This is a genomic window from Jatrophihabitans sp. (assembly GCF_035474675.1).
Classification (GTDB): Bacteria; Actinomycetota; Actinomycetes; order Mycobacteriales; family Jatrophihabitantaceae; genus Jatrophihabitans_A.
This window is the reverse complement of sequence record NZ_DATINC010000083.1, coordinates 1-15,738: the sequence shown is the minus strand read 5'-3', so window position 1 is coordinate 15,738 and position 15,738 is coordinate 1. Positions and strand designations below refer to the sequence as shown.

Annotated in this window: 17 protein-coding genes, 1 tRNA gene and 1 pseudogene; 10 read left to right on the top strand and 9 right to left on the bottom strand. The window is 70.7% G+C overall.

Annotation, left to right across the window (positions count from 1 at the left end; translation table 11 throughout):
• Positions 1–644: pseudogene (locus VLJ82_RS10340) on the bottom strand (hypothetical protein); the annotation flags it as partial.
• 216 nt (positions 645–860) lie between these two features.
• Between VLJ82_RS10340 and VLJ82_RS10335 the strand changes: the two are divergent.
• Positions 861–2,135, top strand: a complete 1,275-nt coding sequence (locus VLJ82_RS10335; protein ID WP_408663262.1) for a DUF4157 domain-containing protein — start codon at positions 861–863, stop codon at positions 2,133–2,135.
• Positions 2,136–2,277: 142 nt separating this feature from the next.
• Here the strand turns inward: VLJ82_RS10335 and VLJ82_RS10330 are convergent, their stop codons facing one another.
• The 3 genes from VLJ82_RS10330 to VLJ82_RS10320 form a co-directional block, all read right to left on the bottom strand.
• Entirely contained in the window at positions 2,278–2,685 is a 408-nt protein-coding gene (locus tag VLJ82_RS10330; RefSeq protein ID WP_408663261.1) for a hypothetical protein, read from the bottom strand.
• Positions 2,686–3,030: 345 nt separating this feature from the next.
• A tRNA-Pro gene (locus tag VLJ82_RS10325) sits at positions 3,031–3,104 on the bottom strand.
• Positions 3,105–3,177: 73 nt separating this feature from the next.
• Positions 3,178–4,074, bottom strand: coding sequence for a metallophosphoesterase (locus VLJ82_RS10320; protein WP_408663260.1), 897 nt, complete (start codon positions 4,072–4,074; stop codon positions 3,178–3,180).
• 40 nt (positions 4,075–4,114) lie between these two features.
• On the opposite strand from VLJ82_RS10320, the gene VLJ82_RS10315 reads away from it, so the two are divergent.
• Positions 4,115–4,570, top strand: coding sequence for a GatB/YqeY domain-containing protein (locus VLJ82_RS10315; RefSeq protein ID WP_408663259.1), 456 nt, complete (start codon positions 4,115–4,117; stop codon positions 4,568–4,570).
• Between the two features lie 16 nt (positions 4,571–4,586).
• On the opposite strand, the gene VLJ82_RS10310 is transcribed toward VLJ82_RS10315, so the two are convergent.
• The gene (locus tag VLJ82_RS10310; RefSeq protein WP_408663258.1) at positions 4,587–7,088 is read right to left on the bottom strand and encodes a penicillin-binding protein; all 2,502 of its coding nucleotides are present in this window, start codon (positions 7,086–7,088) and stop codon (positions 4,587–4,589) included.
• Between the two features lie 276 nt (positions 7,089–7,364).
• Here VLJ82_RS10310 and VLJ82_RS10305 point away from each other — a divergent pair, with 276 nt between their 5' ends.
• Positions 7,365–7,703 carry a WhiB family transcriptional regulator gene (locus VLJ82_RS10305; RefSeq protein ID WP_408663257.1) on the top strand — a complete coding sequence of 113 codons (339 nt, stop codon included), beginning with the start codon at positions 7,365–7,367 and terminating at the stop codon, positions 7,701–7,703.
• Positions 7,704–7,738: 35 nt separating this feature from the next.
• On the opposite strand, the gene VLJ82_RS10300 is transcribed toward VLJ82_RS10305, so the two are convergent.
• Together VLJ82_RS10300 and VLJ82_RS10295 are read right to left on the bottom strand one after the other, a co-directional pair.
• Positions 7,739–8,941, bottom strand: a complete 1,203-nt coding sequence (locus VLJ82_RS10300; RefSeq protein ID WP_408663256.1) for an ArsA family ATPase — start codon at positions 8,939–8,941, stop codon at positions 7,739–7,741.
• Positions 8,938–9,888, bottom strand: coding sequence for an ArsA-related P-loop ATPase (locus VLJ82_RS10295; protein WP_408663255.1), 951 nt, complete (start codon positions 9,886–9,888; stop codon positions 8,938–8,940). The genes VLJ82_RS10300 and VLJ82_RS10295 overlap by 4 nt, the downstream gene beginning before the upstream one ends.
• Positions 9,889–9,927: 39 nt before the next feature.
• Here VLJ82_RS10295 and VLJ82_RS10290 point away from each other — a divergent pair, with 39 nt between their 5' ends.
• Genes VLJ82_RS10290 through VLJ82_RS10280 form a run of 3 tightly spaced genes read left to right on the top strand, consistent with a single transcriptional unit; the run spans position 9,928 to position 12,034 of the window.
• A complete protein-coding gene (locus VLJ82_RS10290) occupies positions 9,928–10,398 on the top strand; it encodes a RidA family protein (RefSeq protein ID WP_408663254.1) in 471 nt (156 codons plus the stop codon).
• Positions 10,399–10,400: 2 nt separating this feature from the next.
• Positions 10,401–11,207, top strand: coding sequence for an NUDIX hydrolase (locus VLJ82_RS10285; RefSeq protein ID WP_408663253.1), 807 nt, complete (start codon positions 10,401–10,403; stop codon positions 11,205–11,207).
• Entirely contained in the window at positions 11,204–12,034 is an 831-nt protein-coding gene (locus VLJ82_RS10280) for an MBL fold metallo-hydrolase (RefSeq protein ID WP_408663252.1), read from the top strand. Before VLJ82_RS10285 ends, VLJ82_RS10280 begins: the two co-directional genes overlap by 4 nt.
• A 31-nt stretch (positions 12,035–12,065) precedes the next feature.
• Here VLJ82_RS10280 and VLJ82_RS10275 read toward each other — a convergent pair whose 3' ends face one another.
• Together VLJ82_RS10275 and VLJ82_RS10270 are read right to left on the bottom strand one after the other, a co-directional pair.
• Positions 12,066–12,740 (bottom strand): Crp/Fnr family transcriptional regulator, encoded by a 675-nt coding sequence (locus VLJ82_RS10275; RefSeq protein ID WP_408663251.1) that lies wholly within the window; start codon positions 12,738–12,740, stop codon positions 12,066–12,068.
• A gap of 124 nt (positions 12,741–12,864) precedes the next feature.
• Positions 12,865–13,107 carry a hypothetical protein gene (locus VLJ82_RS10270; RefSeq protein WP_408663250.1) on the bottom strand — a complete coding sequence of 81 codons (243 nt, stop codon included), beginning with the start codon at positions 13,105–13,107 and terminating at the stop codon, positions 12,865–12,867.
• A gap of 163 nt (positions 13,108–13,270) precedes the next feature.
• Between VLJ82_RS10270 and nth the strand changes: the two genes are divergently transcribed.
• The 4 genes from nth to VLJ82_RS10250 form a co-directional block, all read left to right on the top strand.
• Positions 13,271–14,014 carry an endonuclease III gene (gene nth / locus VLJ82_RS10265; protein WP_408663249.1) on the top strand — a complete coding sequence of 248 codons (744 nt, stop codon included), beginning with the start codon at positions 13,271–13,273 and terminating at the stop codon, positions 14,012–14,014.
• Entirely contained in the window at positions 14,011–14,697 is a 687-nt protein-coding gene (locus VLJ82_RS10260; protein WP_408663248.1) for an NUDIX hydrolase, read from the top strand. The genes nth and VLJ82_RS10260 overlap by 4 nt, the downstream gene beginning before the upstream one ends.
• Before the next feature lie 43 nt (positions 14,698–14,740).
• Positions 14,741–15,169 (top strand): cupredoxin domain-containing protein, encoded by a 429-nt coding sequence (locus tag VLJ82_RS10255; protein WP_408663247.1) that lies wholly within the window; start codon positions 14,741–14,743, stop codon positions 15,167–15,169.
• 18 nt (positions 15,170–15,187) lie between these two features.
• A partial coding sequence (locus VLJ82_RS10250) for a CvpA family protein (protein ID WP_408663246.1) occupies positions 15,188–15,738 on the top strand: 551 nt, incomplete at its 3' end.

Here is a 15,738-nt window from a genome sequence, read left to right as displayed (position 1 = left end):
GTCGCGGTGTTCATGAAGTTGAACCCGAAGTCGCCGCGCTTGCGGACGATGTGCTCGCTGTGGTGCGTGATCGTCGAGTTGTTCACGTACTCGCCCGTGGCCCCCGGCGTGCCCGTGACCCCGCGGATGCCGATCTCGATCCGCTCCCAGTCGTGGATCTCGTCGGCCCCCTTGTCCGCCGCGTTGTACACGTGGTACAGGAGCACGAGCGACTTCGTGGTACCGGTCGTGTACTCGATCAGCGACGTGTACAGCGTGGGGCGGATGCGCCAGCGCGCGTAGGGGCTGGTGGTCGACCTCACCGCGGCGGCGGCGACGTACTGGTCGGTGTTCTTCCAGTTCACCCGGTTCGTCGCGAAGTTGTGGTCGGAGTCGAAGTCGTAGTTGGTGAGCCAGTCGCGGCCGTCCTCGCCGTTGTCCTCGTTGGCGCGCTTGAAGATCACCGGCGCGTAGTAGTTCAGGTAGGCCTGCCGTTGCGCGTTGGTCAGCAGCGGTACGACCGCGTGAGCCTGCTGGTTGCTGATCAACGGCAGAGAGGCCAGCACGAACACCGCGAGCACCAGCGCTCGGGTCAGGTTGCGCAGCGAGCCGCGCGGTGATCGGTCGGGGCGGGGGTGGTGGGGCATGGGAACGCGGTGGTGCACGTTTCTCCTCGGGGTTGGGGTGAGGCGCCGGCCATGGGGCCGTAGGTCCCAGGGGGAGGGCGGCGGCGCGCCACCGTTACAGGCATCCACGCAGGGCGAATAGCCGGGTATCTTGCGATTCGGCACCCTACCCCAGCCGGGATCGCCACTCAAACCGATCCCAGGACGGTCCGGTGACGGTAGGACGCGATCATCGGGCTGGTGAGGTGGTGGCAGGTGCGCCGGCCGAGAGGGCCCGGCGACGCCGAACGCGAGGCCGAACGGATCGCTGACGAGGCGGTCGCGGCCAAACCCGGTGCCGCGAACCCCGGCCGGCTCAGCGCGTTCGGCGATGTCCGGCTGCACCGCGATGCGGCGTCGGGCGACCTGACGCGGGCCCTCGGCGCGCACGCGGTGACCGTGGACCGCAACATCTATCTCTCCCCGTCCGCCCCTGGCCTCGAGTCCCAGGCGGGCAGGCGCCTGCTGGCTCACGAGCTGGCGCACGTCGTGCAGCAGCGCGAGCACGGCCCGGTTCCGCAGCTGTTCCAGGCCTCGGAGCGGAGCCTGATCGCACCGACCCTCGACGCGCTGATGGCTGTTCTCGGCGGGATCGCCGACCGCAGCCTGAACTGGATGGGCCTGGTGAGCCTGTCGACATTCGCCTCCCGGTGCGGCGCGCAGTTCGCGGGCGGGTCGTCAGGGCCGAACCACGAGCTGACCCTGCGCTACCTGTTCACTTCTCGTGCGGGCTTGATAGACATGCGGCACTTCATCCAGCTGATGTACCTGAGCGGCCTGGTGGGCAACAGCAACGCCACGGCCGCGGGCATCCTGCACGAGGAGACGGCCGAGGCCGAGTCCAAGTACGGCGGTGAGGACCTGACCTCCAACGCGCTCGGTGCCTGGACCGGTACCCGGTTGACGCGCGGTTCTGGCGACTTCAGCCGGAGCTTCTCCAAGGAACACCTGCTCGGCACGATCCGCGCGACACTGGAGCGCAGCGCCCCGGTCGACTTCAGCTCGCTGAGCGCGACGTCGCAGCAGACCGTTGTCGACTTCTACGGCCGGCTGCAGGGTGGTGCGACCGGCGAGCCGGTGAACCAGAACCGGACGGCTGTCGCGCTCATCCTCGCGCTGCCGGAACTGGCCGGAGCCGACCGGTCCTTTCCGTTCGCACTCGATCCGGACGACCGGAGCCGGGCGACGGTGGCAAGTGCTGCGTTCGACCGCGGTTCCGCGGGCCTCACCGAGGACAGCGAGATCAGGTCGTTCGTCCACACCCAGCGCGAGGAGGTCATTCGCGCAATTCCCCAGGCGGAGAAGGTGCGATTGTGCGCTCGCCTGCTGCGGGGCTACGTCGACGACTCGGACCTCGTTGCGCTGCAGCGCATCTACCAGCTCAGCACGGCCGCCGAACGAACCGCGATCCGTGTTGCCTACAACGCCAATCCGCCGTGGGGCCCGATCCAGCGATCGTGGATGGAGAACTTCTTCCGGGACAACCCCTAGCAGCCGGATCGGCACACCGTATAGGTCTGCTGCGTAGAAATGTGCAGCGCACTGGCTTGCTGGCCTGGTGAAATCGGTGGGCCAATACGCGGCAGGTAAACCATGCAGCCGGGTTCAGCCGGCTGAGCCGAATTGCAACGAGTCAGCACGAATCAGGGCTGGAACAGACCGGGTAGACAGTGGCATATGCCCAGATATCCCTTGTTTGTCCAGATTGGGTCAACTGCAGGTCAGCCGAGATCGTCTTCGTCTGGAACGCATTGGATTTCAGCGAAACGGTGCAGGTGGTGGAGGTTGACGTGCAGGTGGTAGGAGTGATCACGACGCCAGGAGGAGGCTGCGACATGCCAGCCTGGTACTGATAGACGGTCCAGCGCTTGGAGTAGGTGCCGGAGAGGTTGTGTGCTGAGAAGTGAATCTGGTACACGACACCCTGCTCCCCTCCCCCCGCGCACGAGTTGGCGGTCCAGGCACCACTATCGAATGAGCAGCCGAGAACCTCACTGCCGAAGGCATTGGCGGCGGGGCTGCCGACTACCAGCAGAGCCACAGCTAGTACGCAGCTGAACACTGAACCTAACAATTTTTGCATCTCTGCCCCCTGACACCGGCGCTGCCCACATCCGACGTGTCGGACTTGGGTAGAATTAGGAGAGCCACCGTAAGTCAACGACGCTCGATTGGCAATAGCTCCAAGGTTCGACTTCCTCTGCAGCCGTCGCCGGCCGAAGGCGCTAGCGATTGACTTGAGGTCGGCGTCGATGTGGGGGCTCCGTCTTTAACCGTGTTCGGTTATAGCCGGAAGCGGTTCTGGGCCAGCGGCACTGGAAGAGATCGTACGGATGGAGTGCCTCAAGCCAGCCCTTGGAGTAACGCCCTTGAAGTTACCTATCTGTCGGGGTGGCGGGATTCGAACCCACGGCCTCTTCGTCCCGAACGAAGCGCGCTACCAAGCTGCGCCACACCCCGGCTGCAACGCCGACCAGCATAGCCGAGGCCATCCAGCCGATTGACCACCGGGCCCCGGGGAACCCAGTGGCAGCTAGCGCTCGCGCGGTAGCAGGGTGAGCAGCACCGCCTCCGGCCGGCAGCCGATCCGGATCGGCATGAACGGGCTGGTGCCCAGCCCCGCGCAGACGTTGAGCCACATCCGGTCGTCCCACGGGTGCAGCCAGCGGGCTCGGTGCACGTCGATGCCGCAGTTGGTGACGATCGCCGGCCCGAACGGCACCCGGACCTGCCCGCCGTGGGTGTGCCCGGCCAGCACCAGGTCGTAGCCGTCGCCGGCGAAGGACCGCAGCAGCGCCGGCTCCGGGGAGTGGGTGACCCCGATCCGGACCGCGGCATCCGGATCCGCCGGACCCGCGATCCGGGCGTACCGGGCCCGCCGCAGGTGCGGGTCGTCGGTGCCGGCCAGCGCCACCGGCAACCCGGCCACCTGCACCGTGGTGCGGACGTGGGTCAGGTCCAGCCAGCCGCGCAGTGCCATCGCCGCCGCCAGCTGGTCCCACGGCATCCGGCGCCGGCGCTGCAGGCTGCCGACCTTGTCGGGCAGGAAGTACCGCAGCGGGTTCTTGGGCGCCGGCACGTAGTAGTCGTTGTTGCCGGGCACGAACGCCCCGGGAAAGTCGAACAGCGGGCCGAGCGCCCGCAGGATCGCCGGGATGCCGTCCGGATCGGAGCTGGTGTCGCCGGTGTTGATCACGAAGTCCGGCTGCAGCCGGGCCAGCTCCGACACCCAGGCCTGCTTGCGCCGCTGGCCGGCCGTCAGGTGCAGGTCGGAGATGTGCAATACCCGCAGCGCGGGGCTGCCGGGCTCCAGCACCGGCACCGAGAACCGGCGCAGCGTGAACAGGTTGCGCTCGACCAGCCCGCCGTAACCGGCCGTCGCCACCCCGGCCACGGCGGTGGCGAGCAGGCTGCGGCGCACGACGGACATGCCCGACAGACTACGGGCCGTCCCCAACTAGCCTGGACGCATGACCCAGCTCAAGGCACAGCTGACCTCCGACCTGACCGCGGCGATGAAGGCCCGGGACGAGCTCACCACCGCCACCCTGCGGATGCTGCTCACCGCCGTCACCACCGAGGAGGTGGCCGGCTCCACCGCCCGCGAGCTCACCGACGACGAGGTGCTCAAGGTGATCGGCCGGGAGGCCAAGAAGCGCCGGGAGGCCGCCGATGCGTTCTCCTCGGCCGGCCGCACCGAGCAGGCCGCCCGCGAGCTGGACGAGCAGGCGGTGCTCAACCGGTACCTGCCCAGCCAGCTCGACGACGCCGAGCTGACCGCCCTGGTAACCGAGGCGGTGCGCGAGTCCGGCGCCACCGAGCAGCGCCAGATGGGCCAGGTGATGAAGCTGCTGGCACCCCGGGTGGCCGGCCGAGCCGACGGCAAGCGGCTGTCCGACGAGGTCCGCCGCCAGCTCAGCAGCTGACCCCGGGGGGCCCGAGCTACCCGCCGCCGGGCTTGGTCGGCTTCGGCTTGCTCTTGGTCGGCTTGGGGCTCGGCGGTTCCGGGGTGCTGCTCGGCGCCGGTGCCGAACTCGTCGCCGGCTGGGAGGTCGGCGGCTGGTAGGTGTAGACCGGCGGCGGGACGTAGACCTCGGCCGGCACCCCGGTCGAGATGCACAGCGAGATGCTGGCGCCCGGTTCGGCGATCTTGGGCGAGTAGAACGCCACGTTGCCCGGCCGCTCCTTGCTGCCGCACGGCGTCGCCAGCGGCTTGCCGACGAAGCCCTGCGAGGCCAGGTAGCGGATCGCCTCGTCCTGGCTCATCCCGACCACCGACGGCACCGGGTTGCCCGGCGTCGAGTCCACCGTCGGCCACTCCCACTGCTGCTGGCTCAGCGTCGGGCCGTAGGCCTGCAGCCAGAACCTCGACGCCGACGCGCCGAAGGTGTCGGTGCCGTCGTTGGACTCGGTAATGCCTGGCACGTCCGAGATCCGCTGGGTGGGCCGCTCCGGGTTGACCAGGGCGGCGGCCGACACCAGGTTGGGCGTGATCCCGACGAACCACAGCGCCGAGTTGCCCTCGTCGTCGACGAACTTCTTCGTCACCGGGTCGAACTTGCTGCTGTTGTTGGTGCCGGTCTTGCCCGCTACCAGGCTGCCGCCGTTGGCGTACCAGCCGTTGAAGAACCGGTCGGCGGTGCCGTAGAAGGCGTGGGTGTCATTGGTCATGACGTTGACCAGGGTGCGGGCCACGTACGGGGTGAACTGCCGGCTGCAGCCGGGGTGCGCCTTCAGGGTGACCGGCTTGCCGGTGCTGTCCACCACCGACTTGACCGGGATCGGCGGGCAGAACACCCCGTCGTTGGCAAGGGCGGCGAAGGCGCCGGTCAGCTCCAGCACCGACGTCGAGTCCTGGCCCAGGGTGAAGGTGGGCTGGCGGCCGGCGATGATCGACTGGGCGATGGTCTTGCCGGTGGGCTTGCCGTCGGAGTCCAGCTGCGGGTTGTTGAGGTAGTTCATCCCCAGGCCGGTGGCGGTGTTGACGATCGGGGCGATGTCGCAGCCGAACAGCTGGTCCTCCATCGCCACGAAGTAGGTGTTGGACGAGGCCGGCAGTGCGCGCTCCAGCGGCTCGGTGTCGGGGTAGTGGCCCGCGTTGTGCGCCACGTAGGCCTTGTTGTCGTCCTGCAGCGGGCAGTTCTTGGTCGTCCACTCGTTGTTGGCGGTGGTCAGGGTGTAGTCGGTGGGCACCCCGGCCTTGAGCGCGGCCAGCGCGGTGAAGTACTTGTACGTCGAGCCGGCGCCGGCGTAGGCCTTGGTGAACAGCTTGTCCACCGAGTAACCGCTGTCGCCCTTCTTCACCCCGTACCGCACGTCGGTGATCATGCTGGTCACCGCGCCGGTGCCCGGGGTGACCGACGGCATCGCCAGCAGGTAGCCGTGGCCGTGTGCGGGGTCCAGGCCGCTCTGGGTCCAGATCGCGTCCTGGCCCTGGTTCTGCAGGTTGGCGTCCAGGGTGGTGACGATCTTGTACCCGCCGGTGTTGATCCTCGGCTCGCTCAGCCCGCCGATCCTGACCAGCCAGTCGGTGACGAAGTCGCAGAAGAAGCCGACGTTCTTGATCGCCTTGTTGGCGAACGAGCAGCCGCGCGGCACCGGCGCGTGCGGCGCCAGCCGGATCGGGGTGGCCTTGGCCCTGGTGGCCTCGGTGGCGCTGATGTAGCCCTCGCTGGCCATGTTGGAGATCACCAGGTCGCGCCGGTCCCGGGCCGCCTGCGGGTGGTTGAACGGGTCGAGGTCGGTGGGGGCCTTGACCAGGCCGACCAGCAGCGCGGCCTGCGGCACGGTGAGCTTGCTGACGTCCACCCCGAAGAAGGTCTGCGCCGCGGTCGCGATGCCGTAGGAGTTCTCGCCGAACGAGGCGATGTTGAGGTACTTCTCCAGGATCTCGGGCTTGGTGGACTCGCGCTCGATCTTCAACGCGCACTGGGCGTCGAGGATCTTGCGGTCGATGTTCTGGTCGATCGCGGCGGCCCGTTCGGCGTCGGTGGTGGCCTGGTAGAAGCGCACCTGCTTGACGTACTGCTCGGTCAGCGTCGAAGCACCCTGGGTGTCGCCGTTGGTGGTCTTGAGCGCGCCCCGGATCAGGCCGCGCATGTCGACGCCGTGGTGGGAGTAGAACCGGCGGTCCTCGGTGGAGATCAACGCGTTGGTGACGGCCTTCGGAACCCGGGACAGCGGCACCACCTGCCGGTTCTGGTCGAACAGCGTGGCGATCACGGTCTTGCCATCGTTGGCATACATCGTGGTGCGCTGCTGCACCGGTTCCTCGGTGAGGTTGCACTGGGTGTTGAGGAACTTGTCTGCGGCGGCCTTGGCGAGCAGGCCACTGCCGCCGACGTAGGGCAGCAACAGGCCGGCCGCGAGAACCCCGGCGATCACCAGCAGGGCGACCAGCCGGCCGAGGGTGGACAGGATGGTCAGCCCGGATGCGCGTGCCATGGGGGGTAAGAGTACGCGAGGCGGATATGTGGTCCGGTTTTTACATCCTTAGCAGTGTTTAGGTCGGCTCCGGTATTGCCGATTGTCCTTATGGAGCCCGCCGTTGATCACTGACGGTGGCGCCTCCATTACATCGTGACATTGCGCTTTTACCAGTACTCACCGGTTAAAGATGCAATCTCATATCAGACTCTTGCCCAACGGAGGGTGATCACTTACCGTCCGGGGTGTTAGTCGACATCTTGTTCGTGTGAAGTATCCAGAAGCGGGGCTTGCATGAGTGCATCACGTGTGACCGAGCGGCCCAGGGTCACCTTCGATCCGGAATGGGCGTCGCGGGGAGCATGCCGGGATGTCGACCCGGAAACCCTGTTCGTGGTCGGCGCTGCCCAGCACAAGGCCAAGACCATCTGCATGGGGTGCCCGGTGCGGGTGGACTGCCTGGCCGACGCCCTCGACAGCCGTGCCGAGTTCGGCGTGTGGGGCGGCATGACCGAGCGCGAGCGGCGCACCCTGCTGCGCCGGCGGCCCGACGTCAACTCCTGGCGGGCGTTCTTCCAGAGCGTGCAGCGTTCGGAGGAAGTGCTGCCCCGGGTCTCGATGCGGGTCCGCTGACCGATCCGCCCCTTGCCGGGTAACCGGCCGCCTGGCTAGTCGCCGGTGCCGGCCAACGCCCGGCCGACCGTCCGCAGGCCTGCCAGGTCGTGCACGTCGGTCGCCAGTGCCGGCACCCGTTGCTGGGCCACCTCCGGATGCGCCGCGCCGAACCGCGACACCATCGACTCGTCATGCCCGGCCGCCTCGGCGTTCTCGGCATGCACCAGCAACGCGGCCGACGTCAGCCGGACCGCCTCGGACTGCTCGGCGCACTCGGCCAGCCGCTCGGCGGCCGCGTTCGCCCGGGACGCGCTCAGGCCCAGCCGGTTGACCCGCACCCGGTTGAGCACCACGCCAGCCAGCGGCATGCCCTCGGCCTGCAGCCGCTCGACGAAGAAGGACGCCTCGCGCAACGCGTCCGGCTCCGGTGAGGCCACCACCAGGAACGCGGTGCCGGGAGCCTTGAGCAGCTGGTAGGTCTGCTCGGCCCGGTCCCGGAAGCCGCCGAACATGGTCTCCATCGACGCGACCAGCGCCGAGACGTTGATCAGCAAGTCGTTGCCGAGGATCTTGTTCAGCACCTTGGTGAACACCGAGAACGATGCCGAGACCACCTTCAGGTACGCCTTGCCGCCGGCCCGGGCCGGCGCAGTGAGCAGCCGGATCATCCGGCCGTCGAGAAACCGGCCCAGCCGCTGCGGCGCGTCCAGGAAGTCCAGCGCCGACCGGGACGGCGGGGTGTCCACCACGATCAGGTCCCACTCGCCCCGATCCACCAGCTGCGCACGCAACTGCGACAGCTTCTCCATCGCCATGTACTCCTGGGTGCCGGCGAACGAGGCGGACAGGGTCTGATAGAAGGGGTTGGCGAAGATCTGCTGTGCCTTGGCGGGACTGGCGTTCGCGCTGACCAGGTCGTCGAAGGTGCGCTTCATGTCCAGCATCATGGCCAGCAACGCGCCCGAGCCGTCCGCTCCGACGCCCGACACCTGCCGCGGGGTGTTGTCCAGCTCGGTCAGGCCCAGCGCCTGGGCCAGCCGGCGGGCCGGGTCGATGGTCAGCACCACCACCCGGCGGCCCTGCTCGGCGGCGCGCAGCGCCAGCGCCGCGGCGGTGGTGGTCTTGCCCACCCCGCCGCTGCCGCAGGTCACCAGCACCTTGAGGTCGGGGTCCTTGAGCAGGGTGTCGACGTCCAGCACCGGCACCGCCGGGCGCCGGCCGGTCCCACCTGCGCTGCCGGTTCCGACGCCGGTCACGACAAGGCCCGGACGTCGAGGGCGTCGGCCAGCTCGAACAGGCTGCCCAGGTCCAGCGGCGGCGGCAGCTCCGGCAGCCGGGTGATCGGCAGGCCGGCCTCGGTCAGGGTCGCCGCGGCCCGCTCCTGCAGGTCCTGGCGCTGGGCGTAGTCGTCCATCTCGACCGCCAGCCCGCCGGCCAGCGCCGGGTCGAGGCCCGCTGCCGCCAGGCCCTCGGCCAGCAGCGCCGGCGCCGGCGGACCGGCGGGCACCAGGGCCGGCCGGGCTCGGTTCACCAGCAACCGGCCGAGCCGGTAACCGGCGGCCCGCAGCTCGGCGGCGGCGTCCAGGGTCTCCTGCACCGGCATCTCCTCCAGCAGGGTGACGATGTGCACCCGGGTCAGGTGCGAGTGCAGCAGCTCGATCACGCCCTGGCTCTGCCGGTGGATCGGCCCGAACTTCGCCAGCTGCGCCGCCTCGTAGGTGACCTGCAGGAACTGGGTGATCCGCCCGGTCGGCGGGGCGTCGAGCACCACCGCGTCGAAGACCGGCCGGCCGGCCCGGTCGGTGCGGGTCACCGACTCCTTGACCTTGCCGGTGAGCAGCACGTCCCGCAGCCCCGGCGCGATGGTGGTCGCGAAGTCGATGGCGCCCATCTTGCGCAGCACCGATCCGGCCCGCTTGATCGAGTAGAACATCTCCAGGTACTCCAGCATCGCGGTCTCGGCATCGACCGCGAGCCCCACCACCTCGCCGCCGCCGGCCGCCGCCAGCCGGGTCTCGGTGGCCGGCAGCGGCGGGGTGTCGAACAGCTGCGCCAGGCCCTGCCGGCCCTCCACCTCGACCAGCAGCACCCGCTTGGCCTGCCGGGCCAGTCCCAGCGCCAGGGCACCGGCCACCGTGGTCTTGCCGGTGCCGCCTTTGCCGGTCACGACATGCAGCCGGGGCGGTCGGTCGTCGGTAGCCACCGATCCAGCCTACAAACTGCCACCAGGTAGGTTGCGCCCATGAACCCCGCGCAGAAACCTGTCTCGCAGCGACTGGCCGAGTTGGGAATCGAACTGCCCGACGTGGCCGCCCCGCTGGCCAGCTACCTCCCGGCGGTCCGGACCGGCTCCTACGTCTACACCTCCGGCCAGTTGCCGATGGTCGACGGCTCGCTGCCGGCGACCGGCAAGGTGGGTGCCGAGGTGCTGCCGGAGGACGCCGCGCACTACGCCCGGCTGTGCGCCCTGAACGCGCTGGCCGCGGTGCACGCCCTGGTCGGCATCGACTCGGTGGTCCGGGTGGTCAAGGTGGTCGGCTTCGTCGCCTCCAGCCCCGACTTCACCGGCCAGCCGGCGGTGGTCAACGGTGCCTCCGACCTGCTCGGCGAGGTGTTCGGCGACGCCGGCGCGCACGCCCGCTCCGCGGTCGGGGTGGTCGTGCTGCCCCGGGACGCGCCGGTCGAGGTCGAGCTGATCGTCGAGGTCGACTAGCCGTGCCCGCGGGCCGGCCGGCTGGTGATCCGGTTGCCGCCCTGGCTGGTGATCCGGTTGCCGACTCGGCTGGTGGTCCGTCCGGCGATCCGATCGGTGCCGACCCGGCTGCCGCGCGCCCGGTCGCGGTGCCCCGCGAGGCGGCCACCGTGCTGCTGCTGCGCGACGGCACCAACGGCCTGGTCGGCCTGGAGACCTGGCTGCTGCGCCGGGTGCCGAAGATGGCCTTCGCGCCCGGCATGTCGGTCTTCCCCGGTGGCGGGGTGGACCCGGCCGACGCCGCTGGGCCGGTGCCGGCCACCGCGGGCCCGGTCGCGGAACGGTTCGGCATCGCCACCGAGCACGCCGCGGTGCTGATGCGCACCGCGGTCCGCGAGGTGGCCGAGGAGACCGGCGTCCGGCTGCCGCCGGAGGTGCTGCTGCCGTGGGCGCGCTGGATCACCCCGGAGGTGGAGCCGCGCCGCTACGACACCTACTTCTTCGTGGCCCCGATCCCGGACGGCGCCACCGCGGCCGCCGTCACCGGCGAGGCCTCGCACGCCGACTGGATCCCGGTGGCCCGGGCGCTGGCCGAGTACGAGCGCGACGAGCGCCCGATGCTGCCGCCTACCGTGGTCAACCTGGCCGAGCTGGCAACCCTGCCCGACGTCGCCGCGGTGCTCGCGGCGGCCGGGTCCCGGGTGGTCCGCCCGGTCCAGCCGACCTTCCGCAAGGATGCCTCCGGCACCTGGTGCGCCGACCTCGGCGACGGCCGGCTGCTGCCGCTGCCGGCGTCGTTCCGCCGCTCGTCGGGCGGTGCGCTGTCGTGAGTGCCGACCGCGGGCTCGCCTACGAGCAGCTGCGCCAGGTGACCCCGCTGGCCGGGGTGGTGCTGGCCGCCAACCCCTCGGCAATGACCCTGGACGGCACCAACACCTGGCTGCTGCGCGACGAGCCGGGCCGGCGCCAGGCGGTGGTGGTGGACCCGGGGCCGGCCGACGAGAGGCACCTGGCCGGCGTGCTGGACGCCGCCGGCTCGGTGCCGCTGATCCTGCTCACCCACGGCCACGCCGACCATGCCGAGGGCGCCCGGCGGCTGCACGAGCTGACCGGCGCGCCGGTGCTGGCGCTGGACCCGGCGCACCGGTACGGCTCGCAGGGGCTGGGCGAGGGTGCGGTGCTGGAGGGTGCCGGGGTGCGCATCCAGGTGTGGGCCACCCCCGGCCACACCGCCGACTCGCTGTCGTTCGTGCTGCCCGGCGAGTCCGGCGAGTCTGGTGAATCCGGCGAGTCCGCGGCGGCGGTGCTCACCGGCGACACCATCCTCGGCCGGGGCAGCACCGTGGTGGCCCATCCGGACGGGGTGCTCGCCGACTACCTGGCCTCGCTGCGCCGGCTGGCCACCCTGCGCGGGGTGGCGGTGCTGCCCGGCCACGGCCCGGAGCTGGCCGACGCCGGGACCGCCGCCGAGGCCTACCTGGCGCACCGCGAGCAGCGGCTGGCCCAGGTGCGGCAGGCGCTCGCCGAGGGCGGGCCGGAGCTGTCCGCCCGGGACGTGGTGCGGCGGGTGTACGCCGACGTGGACCCGGCGCTGTGGCCGGCCGCGGAGTGGTCGGTGCAGGCCCAGCTGGCCTACCTGCGTACCGAAGGCGCCTGACTTTCCTCAGGCTGCCGCTGAGGGTCAGCCGTCAGCGGGCCCGGCGGGCCAGCCGTTCCCGGTCCAGGATGACCACGCTCTTGCCCTCCAGCCGCAGCCAGCCGCGCTGGGCGAAGTCGGCCAGTGCCTTGTTCACCGTCTCGCGGGAGGCGCCGACCAGCTGGGCCAGCTCCTCCTGGGTGAGGTCGTGGGTGACCCGCAGCTGGCCGCCGTCCACCGAGCCGAAGCGCTGCGCCAGCTGCAGCAGCTGCTTGGCGACCCGGCCCGGCACATCGACGAAGATCAGGTCGGCGAGCATGGTGTTGGTCCGGCGCAGCCGGCGGGCCACCACCCGCAGCAGCTGCAGGGCGATCTGGGGACGCTCGGTGATCCAGTCGGTCAGCGCGGCCTTGGGCAGCCGGGCCACCCGGGCGTCGGTGACGACCACCGCGGTGGCGGTGCGCGGGCCCGGGTCGAACAGCGAGAGCTCGCCGAACTGGTCGGCCGGGCCCATCACGGCCACCAGGTTCTCGCGCCCGTCGGAGGACTTGCGGCCCAGCTTCACCTTGCCGGTCAGCACGATGTAGAGGCTGTCGCCGGGCTCGCCCTCGGAGAACAGGATGGTGCCGCGGGGCGCGTCGAAGATCTCGAACTGGCTGCCGAGCGCCTCGACATCCGCCGGGTCGACACCCTGGAACAAACCGGCCCTGCGGAGCACCTCGTCCACGCCAGCTCCTCTTCCCGCGCGCCCTCGCGCACGTACACTCTGGCGGATTGTAGGGGGTGGCGCGGGTCCGGCACCGGCGACCCGCGACCGAAGGCCCGATCGGCGGGCCGTCCGGACAGGCTGCCTACTGGCGGCGGGCGCGCCGGCCGGCCCTGGGCAGCAGCCGCAGCCGGGACCGGAACCGGGACACGGCGGTGTCGGTGCCCTCCTCGACGAAGGCGTTGAGCTCCTCGGGGTTGGCGTGCTCGAGGAAGTCCTCGACGTCGCGTTCGAGGGCGACCCGGGTCAGCGGCTCCTCGATGCGCTCCATGACCATCATGAAGACCAGCAGCAGCACCGGGAAGAGCAGCACCAGGAATCCGATCATGGTGCTCTCCCTCGGGTGGGTGGGCGATTGGTCTCGGTGTCGACTCCGAGGCTAACAACGATCCGGGCGTCAGGGTGGTTGCCATTACCGTCGCAGACCGGCCGGGGGACCCTGCGCGCCAGCCGGTCCCCGGGATCTCCCGTGCCCCCATAAGCTATCGGGCGTGGGAAGCACCGTGGCCGTGGCCGAACGTCAGGAATCTCCGCTCGCGCTGACCCGGCGGGCGCGCCGGATCAACAAGGAACTCGCCGAGCTCTATCCGGACGCCCACTGCGAGCTGGACTTCTCAAACCCGCTGGAGCTGGCGGTGGCGACCATCCTGTCGGCCCAGTGCACCGACAAGAAGGTCAACGAGGTGACCCCGGCGGTGTTCGCCCGCTATCCCGACGCCGCCGCCTACGCCGGTGCGGTCCGCGAGGAGCTGGAGGAGCTGATCCGCCAGACCGGGTTCTACCGGGCCAAGACCAACAACCTGATCAAGCTCGGCCAGCAGCTGGTGGAACGCTACGACGGGCAGGTGCCCAACACCCTGGAGGCGCTGGTGACGCTGCCGGGCTTCGGTCGCAAGACCGCCAACGTGGTGCTCGGCAACGCCTTCGACGTCCCCGGGATCACCATCGACACCCACTTCCTGCGGCTGGCGCAGCGCTGGGGCTGGACCGCCAACAGCGACCCGGTGAAGATCGAGGCCGAGGTGGCCGCCCTGATCCCGCGCCGGGAATGGACGATCCTGTCGCACCGGGTGATCTGGCACGGCCGGCGGATGTGCCACGCCCGCCGGCCGGCCTGCGGGGTCTGCCCGCTGGCCCGGCTGTGCCCCTCGGCCGGGATCGGCGAGCTGGACCCGGTGCTCGCTGCCAAGCTGGTCAAGAGCCCGTCCCAGGTGGATCCCGAGCTCACCGGGTGAGGCCGGAAGGGAGCCCGGAACGGGACCCGGCCGGCAGGACGGCGCCGTCCTGGCTGCTGCCGCTGCAGCGGGCCGCCGAGACGGTGCAGGCCGACGAGCTGTCCCGGTTCGTCCCGCCGGCCGACGGCAGCGGCCGGCATTCGGCGGTGCTGATCCTGTTCGCATTGTCAGAATCGTCCGGCGCCGACGGTCCTGACAATGCCGACGTGCTGCTGATCCAGCGCTCGGACGGGCTGCGCCGGCACGCCGGCCAAGTGGCCTTCCCCGGCGGCGCCACCGAGCCGCAGGACGTCTCGGCCACCGCCACCGCGCTGCGCGAGGCGGCCGAGGAGGTGGGCCTGCGGCCCGAGACGGTGGACGTGCTGACCGAGCTGCCGGCGTTGTGGCTGCCGCCGTCCGGGTTCGTGGTGACGCCGGTGGTCGGGTACTGGCGCAGCCCGCATCCGGTCGGGGTGGTCGACGCCGGCGAGGTGGCCGGCGTGCAGCGGGTGGCGGTGCGCGAGCTGGTACGGCCGGACAACCGGTTCACGGTGCGGCACCCGTCCGGCTTCACCGGGCCGGGCTTCGCCGTAGACGGGCTGTTCGTCTGGGGCTTCACCGCCGGGCTGCTGGACCGGCTGCTGCGGCTGGCCGGCTGGGAGCAGCCCTGGGACCGCACCCGCAGCAGGCCGCTGCCGGCCTGACCGCCCGCCACCTCGCACAGCGGGGCCGAGTACGGTCGCTGCCGTGCCGATCCGCCTCCCGCTGCGCCTGGCCGCCGACGTCGCCGCCACGGCGCTGCTGGCCGGGTCGCTGCTGGCCGGCTGCCAGACCCAGGCCGCGGTCAACCGCGAGCCGCGCACCGGCGCCACCACCGCCTCGGTCAGCGACGGCATGCAGGACGTGGTGATCACCACCGACCAGCGGTACCGGTTCTCGCCGTCGACGATCACGGTGCACCCGGGCCGGGTCCGCATCACCCTCAAGCACGTCGGCACCGGCGCTCCGCACGACTGGTCGCTGCAGGGCTTCCCCGCCGACTACGTGGCGCTGGTTTCGCCCGGCGAGACCAGGTCGGTGGAATTCGTCGCGCCGTCACCTGGAACGTATAAGTTCGTCTGCACCATTCACGTCCAGCAGGGCCAGACCGGCACCCTTGTCGTGCTGCCGAACTGAGGAGGTCCGCCCGCAGCGGTGAAGCCGGACGCGCTCGACCTGATCCTGCTGGTGGCGATGCTGTGCTACGCCGTCGGCGGTTTCCGCAACGGCGCACTGCTCGGCGGGCTGTCCTTCGCCGGCTTCTTCGGCGGCGCGGCGGGCGGTGCGCAGCTGGCCAAGCCGCTGGGCCGGGTGCTGGCCAACGGCGCCGCGCAGGTGCCGGTGGCGATCGTGTGCGTGCTGTTCTTCGCGATGCTCGGCCAGCTGGTCGCGGTCTGGGTGGCCGGCCGGTTGCGGTCCCGGGTGACCTGGCACCCGGCCCGGCGGCTGGACCAGGTGGTCGGGTCGGTGTTCTCGGTGCTGGCGGTGCTGCTGGTCGCCTGGATGGTGGCGCTGCCGCTGGCGTTCGCGCCGTTCCCGACGCTGTCGGCCCAGGTGCGCCGCTCGGTGACCATCCGGGCGGTGGACGACACGCTGCCCGACAGCATCCGCAACCTGTACGGCTCGTTGCGCCGGTTCGTCGACCGCAGCGGCTTTCCGCAGGTCTTCGGGGCGCTGCAGCCGACCCGGATCGTCGACGTCCCGCC

Bases quoted from the DNA above. Each gene is read 5' to 3' on its own strand.
- VLJ82_RS10320 (WP_408663260.1), bottom strand. From the start codon at position 4,074: ATGTCCGTCGTGCGCCGCAGCCTGCTCGCCACCGCCGTGGCCGGGGTG.
- VLJ82_RS10315 (WP_408663259.1), top strand. From the start codon at position 4,115: ATGACCCAGCTCAAGGCACAGCTGACCTCCGACCTGACCGCGGCGATG.
- VLJ82_RS10310 (WP_408663258.1), bottom strand. From the start codon at position 7,088: ATGGCACGCGCATCCGGGCTGACCATCCTGTCCACCCTCGGCCGGCTG.
- VLJ82_RS10305 (WP_408663257.1), top strand. From the start codon at position 7,365: ATGAGTGCATCACGTGTGACCGAGCGGCCCAGGGTCACCTTCGATCCG.
- VLJ82_RS10290 (WP_408663254.1), top strand. From the start codon at position 9,928: ATGAACCCCGCGCAGAAACCTGTCTCGCAGCGACTGGCCGAGTTGGGA.
- VLJ82_RS10270 (WP_408663250.1), bottom strand. From the start codon at position 13,107: ATGATCGGATTCCTGGTGCTGCTCTTCCCGGTGCTGCTGCTGGTCTTC.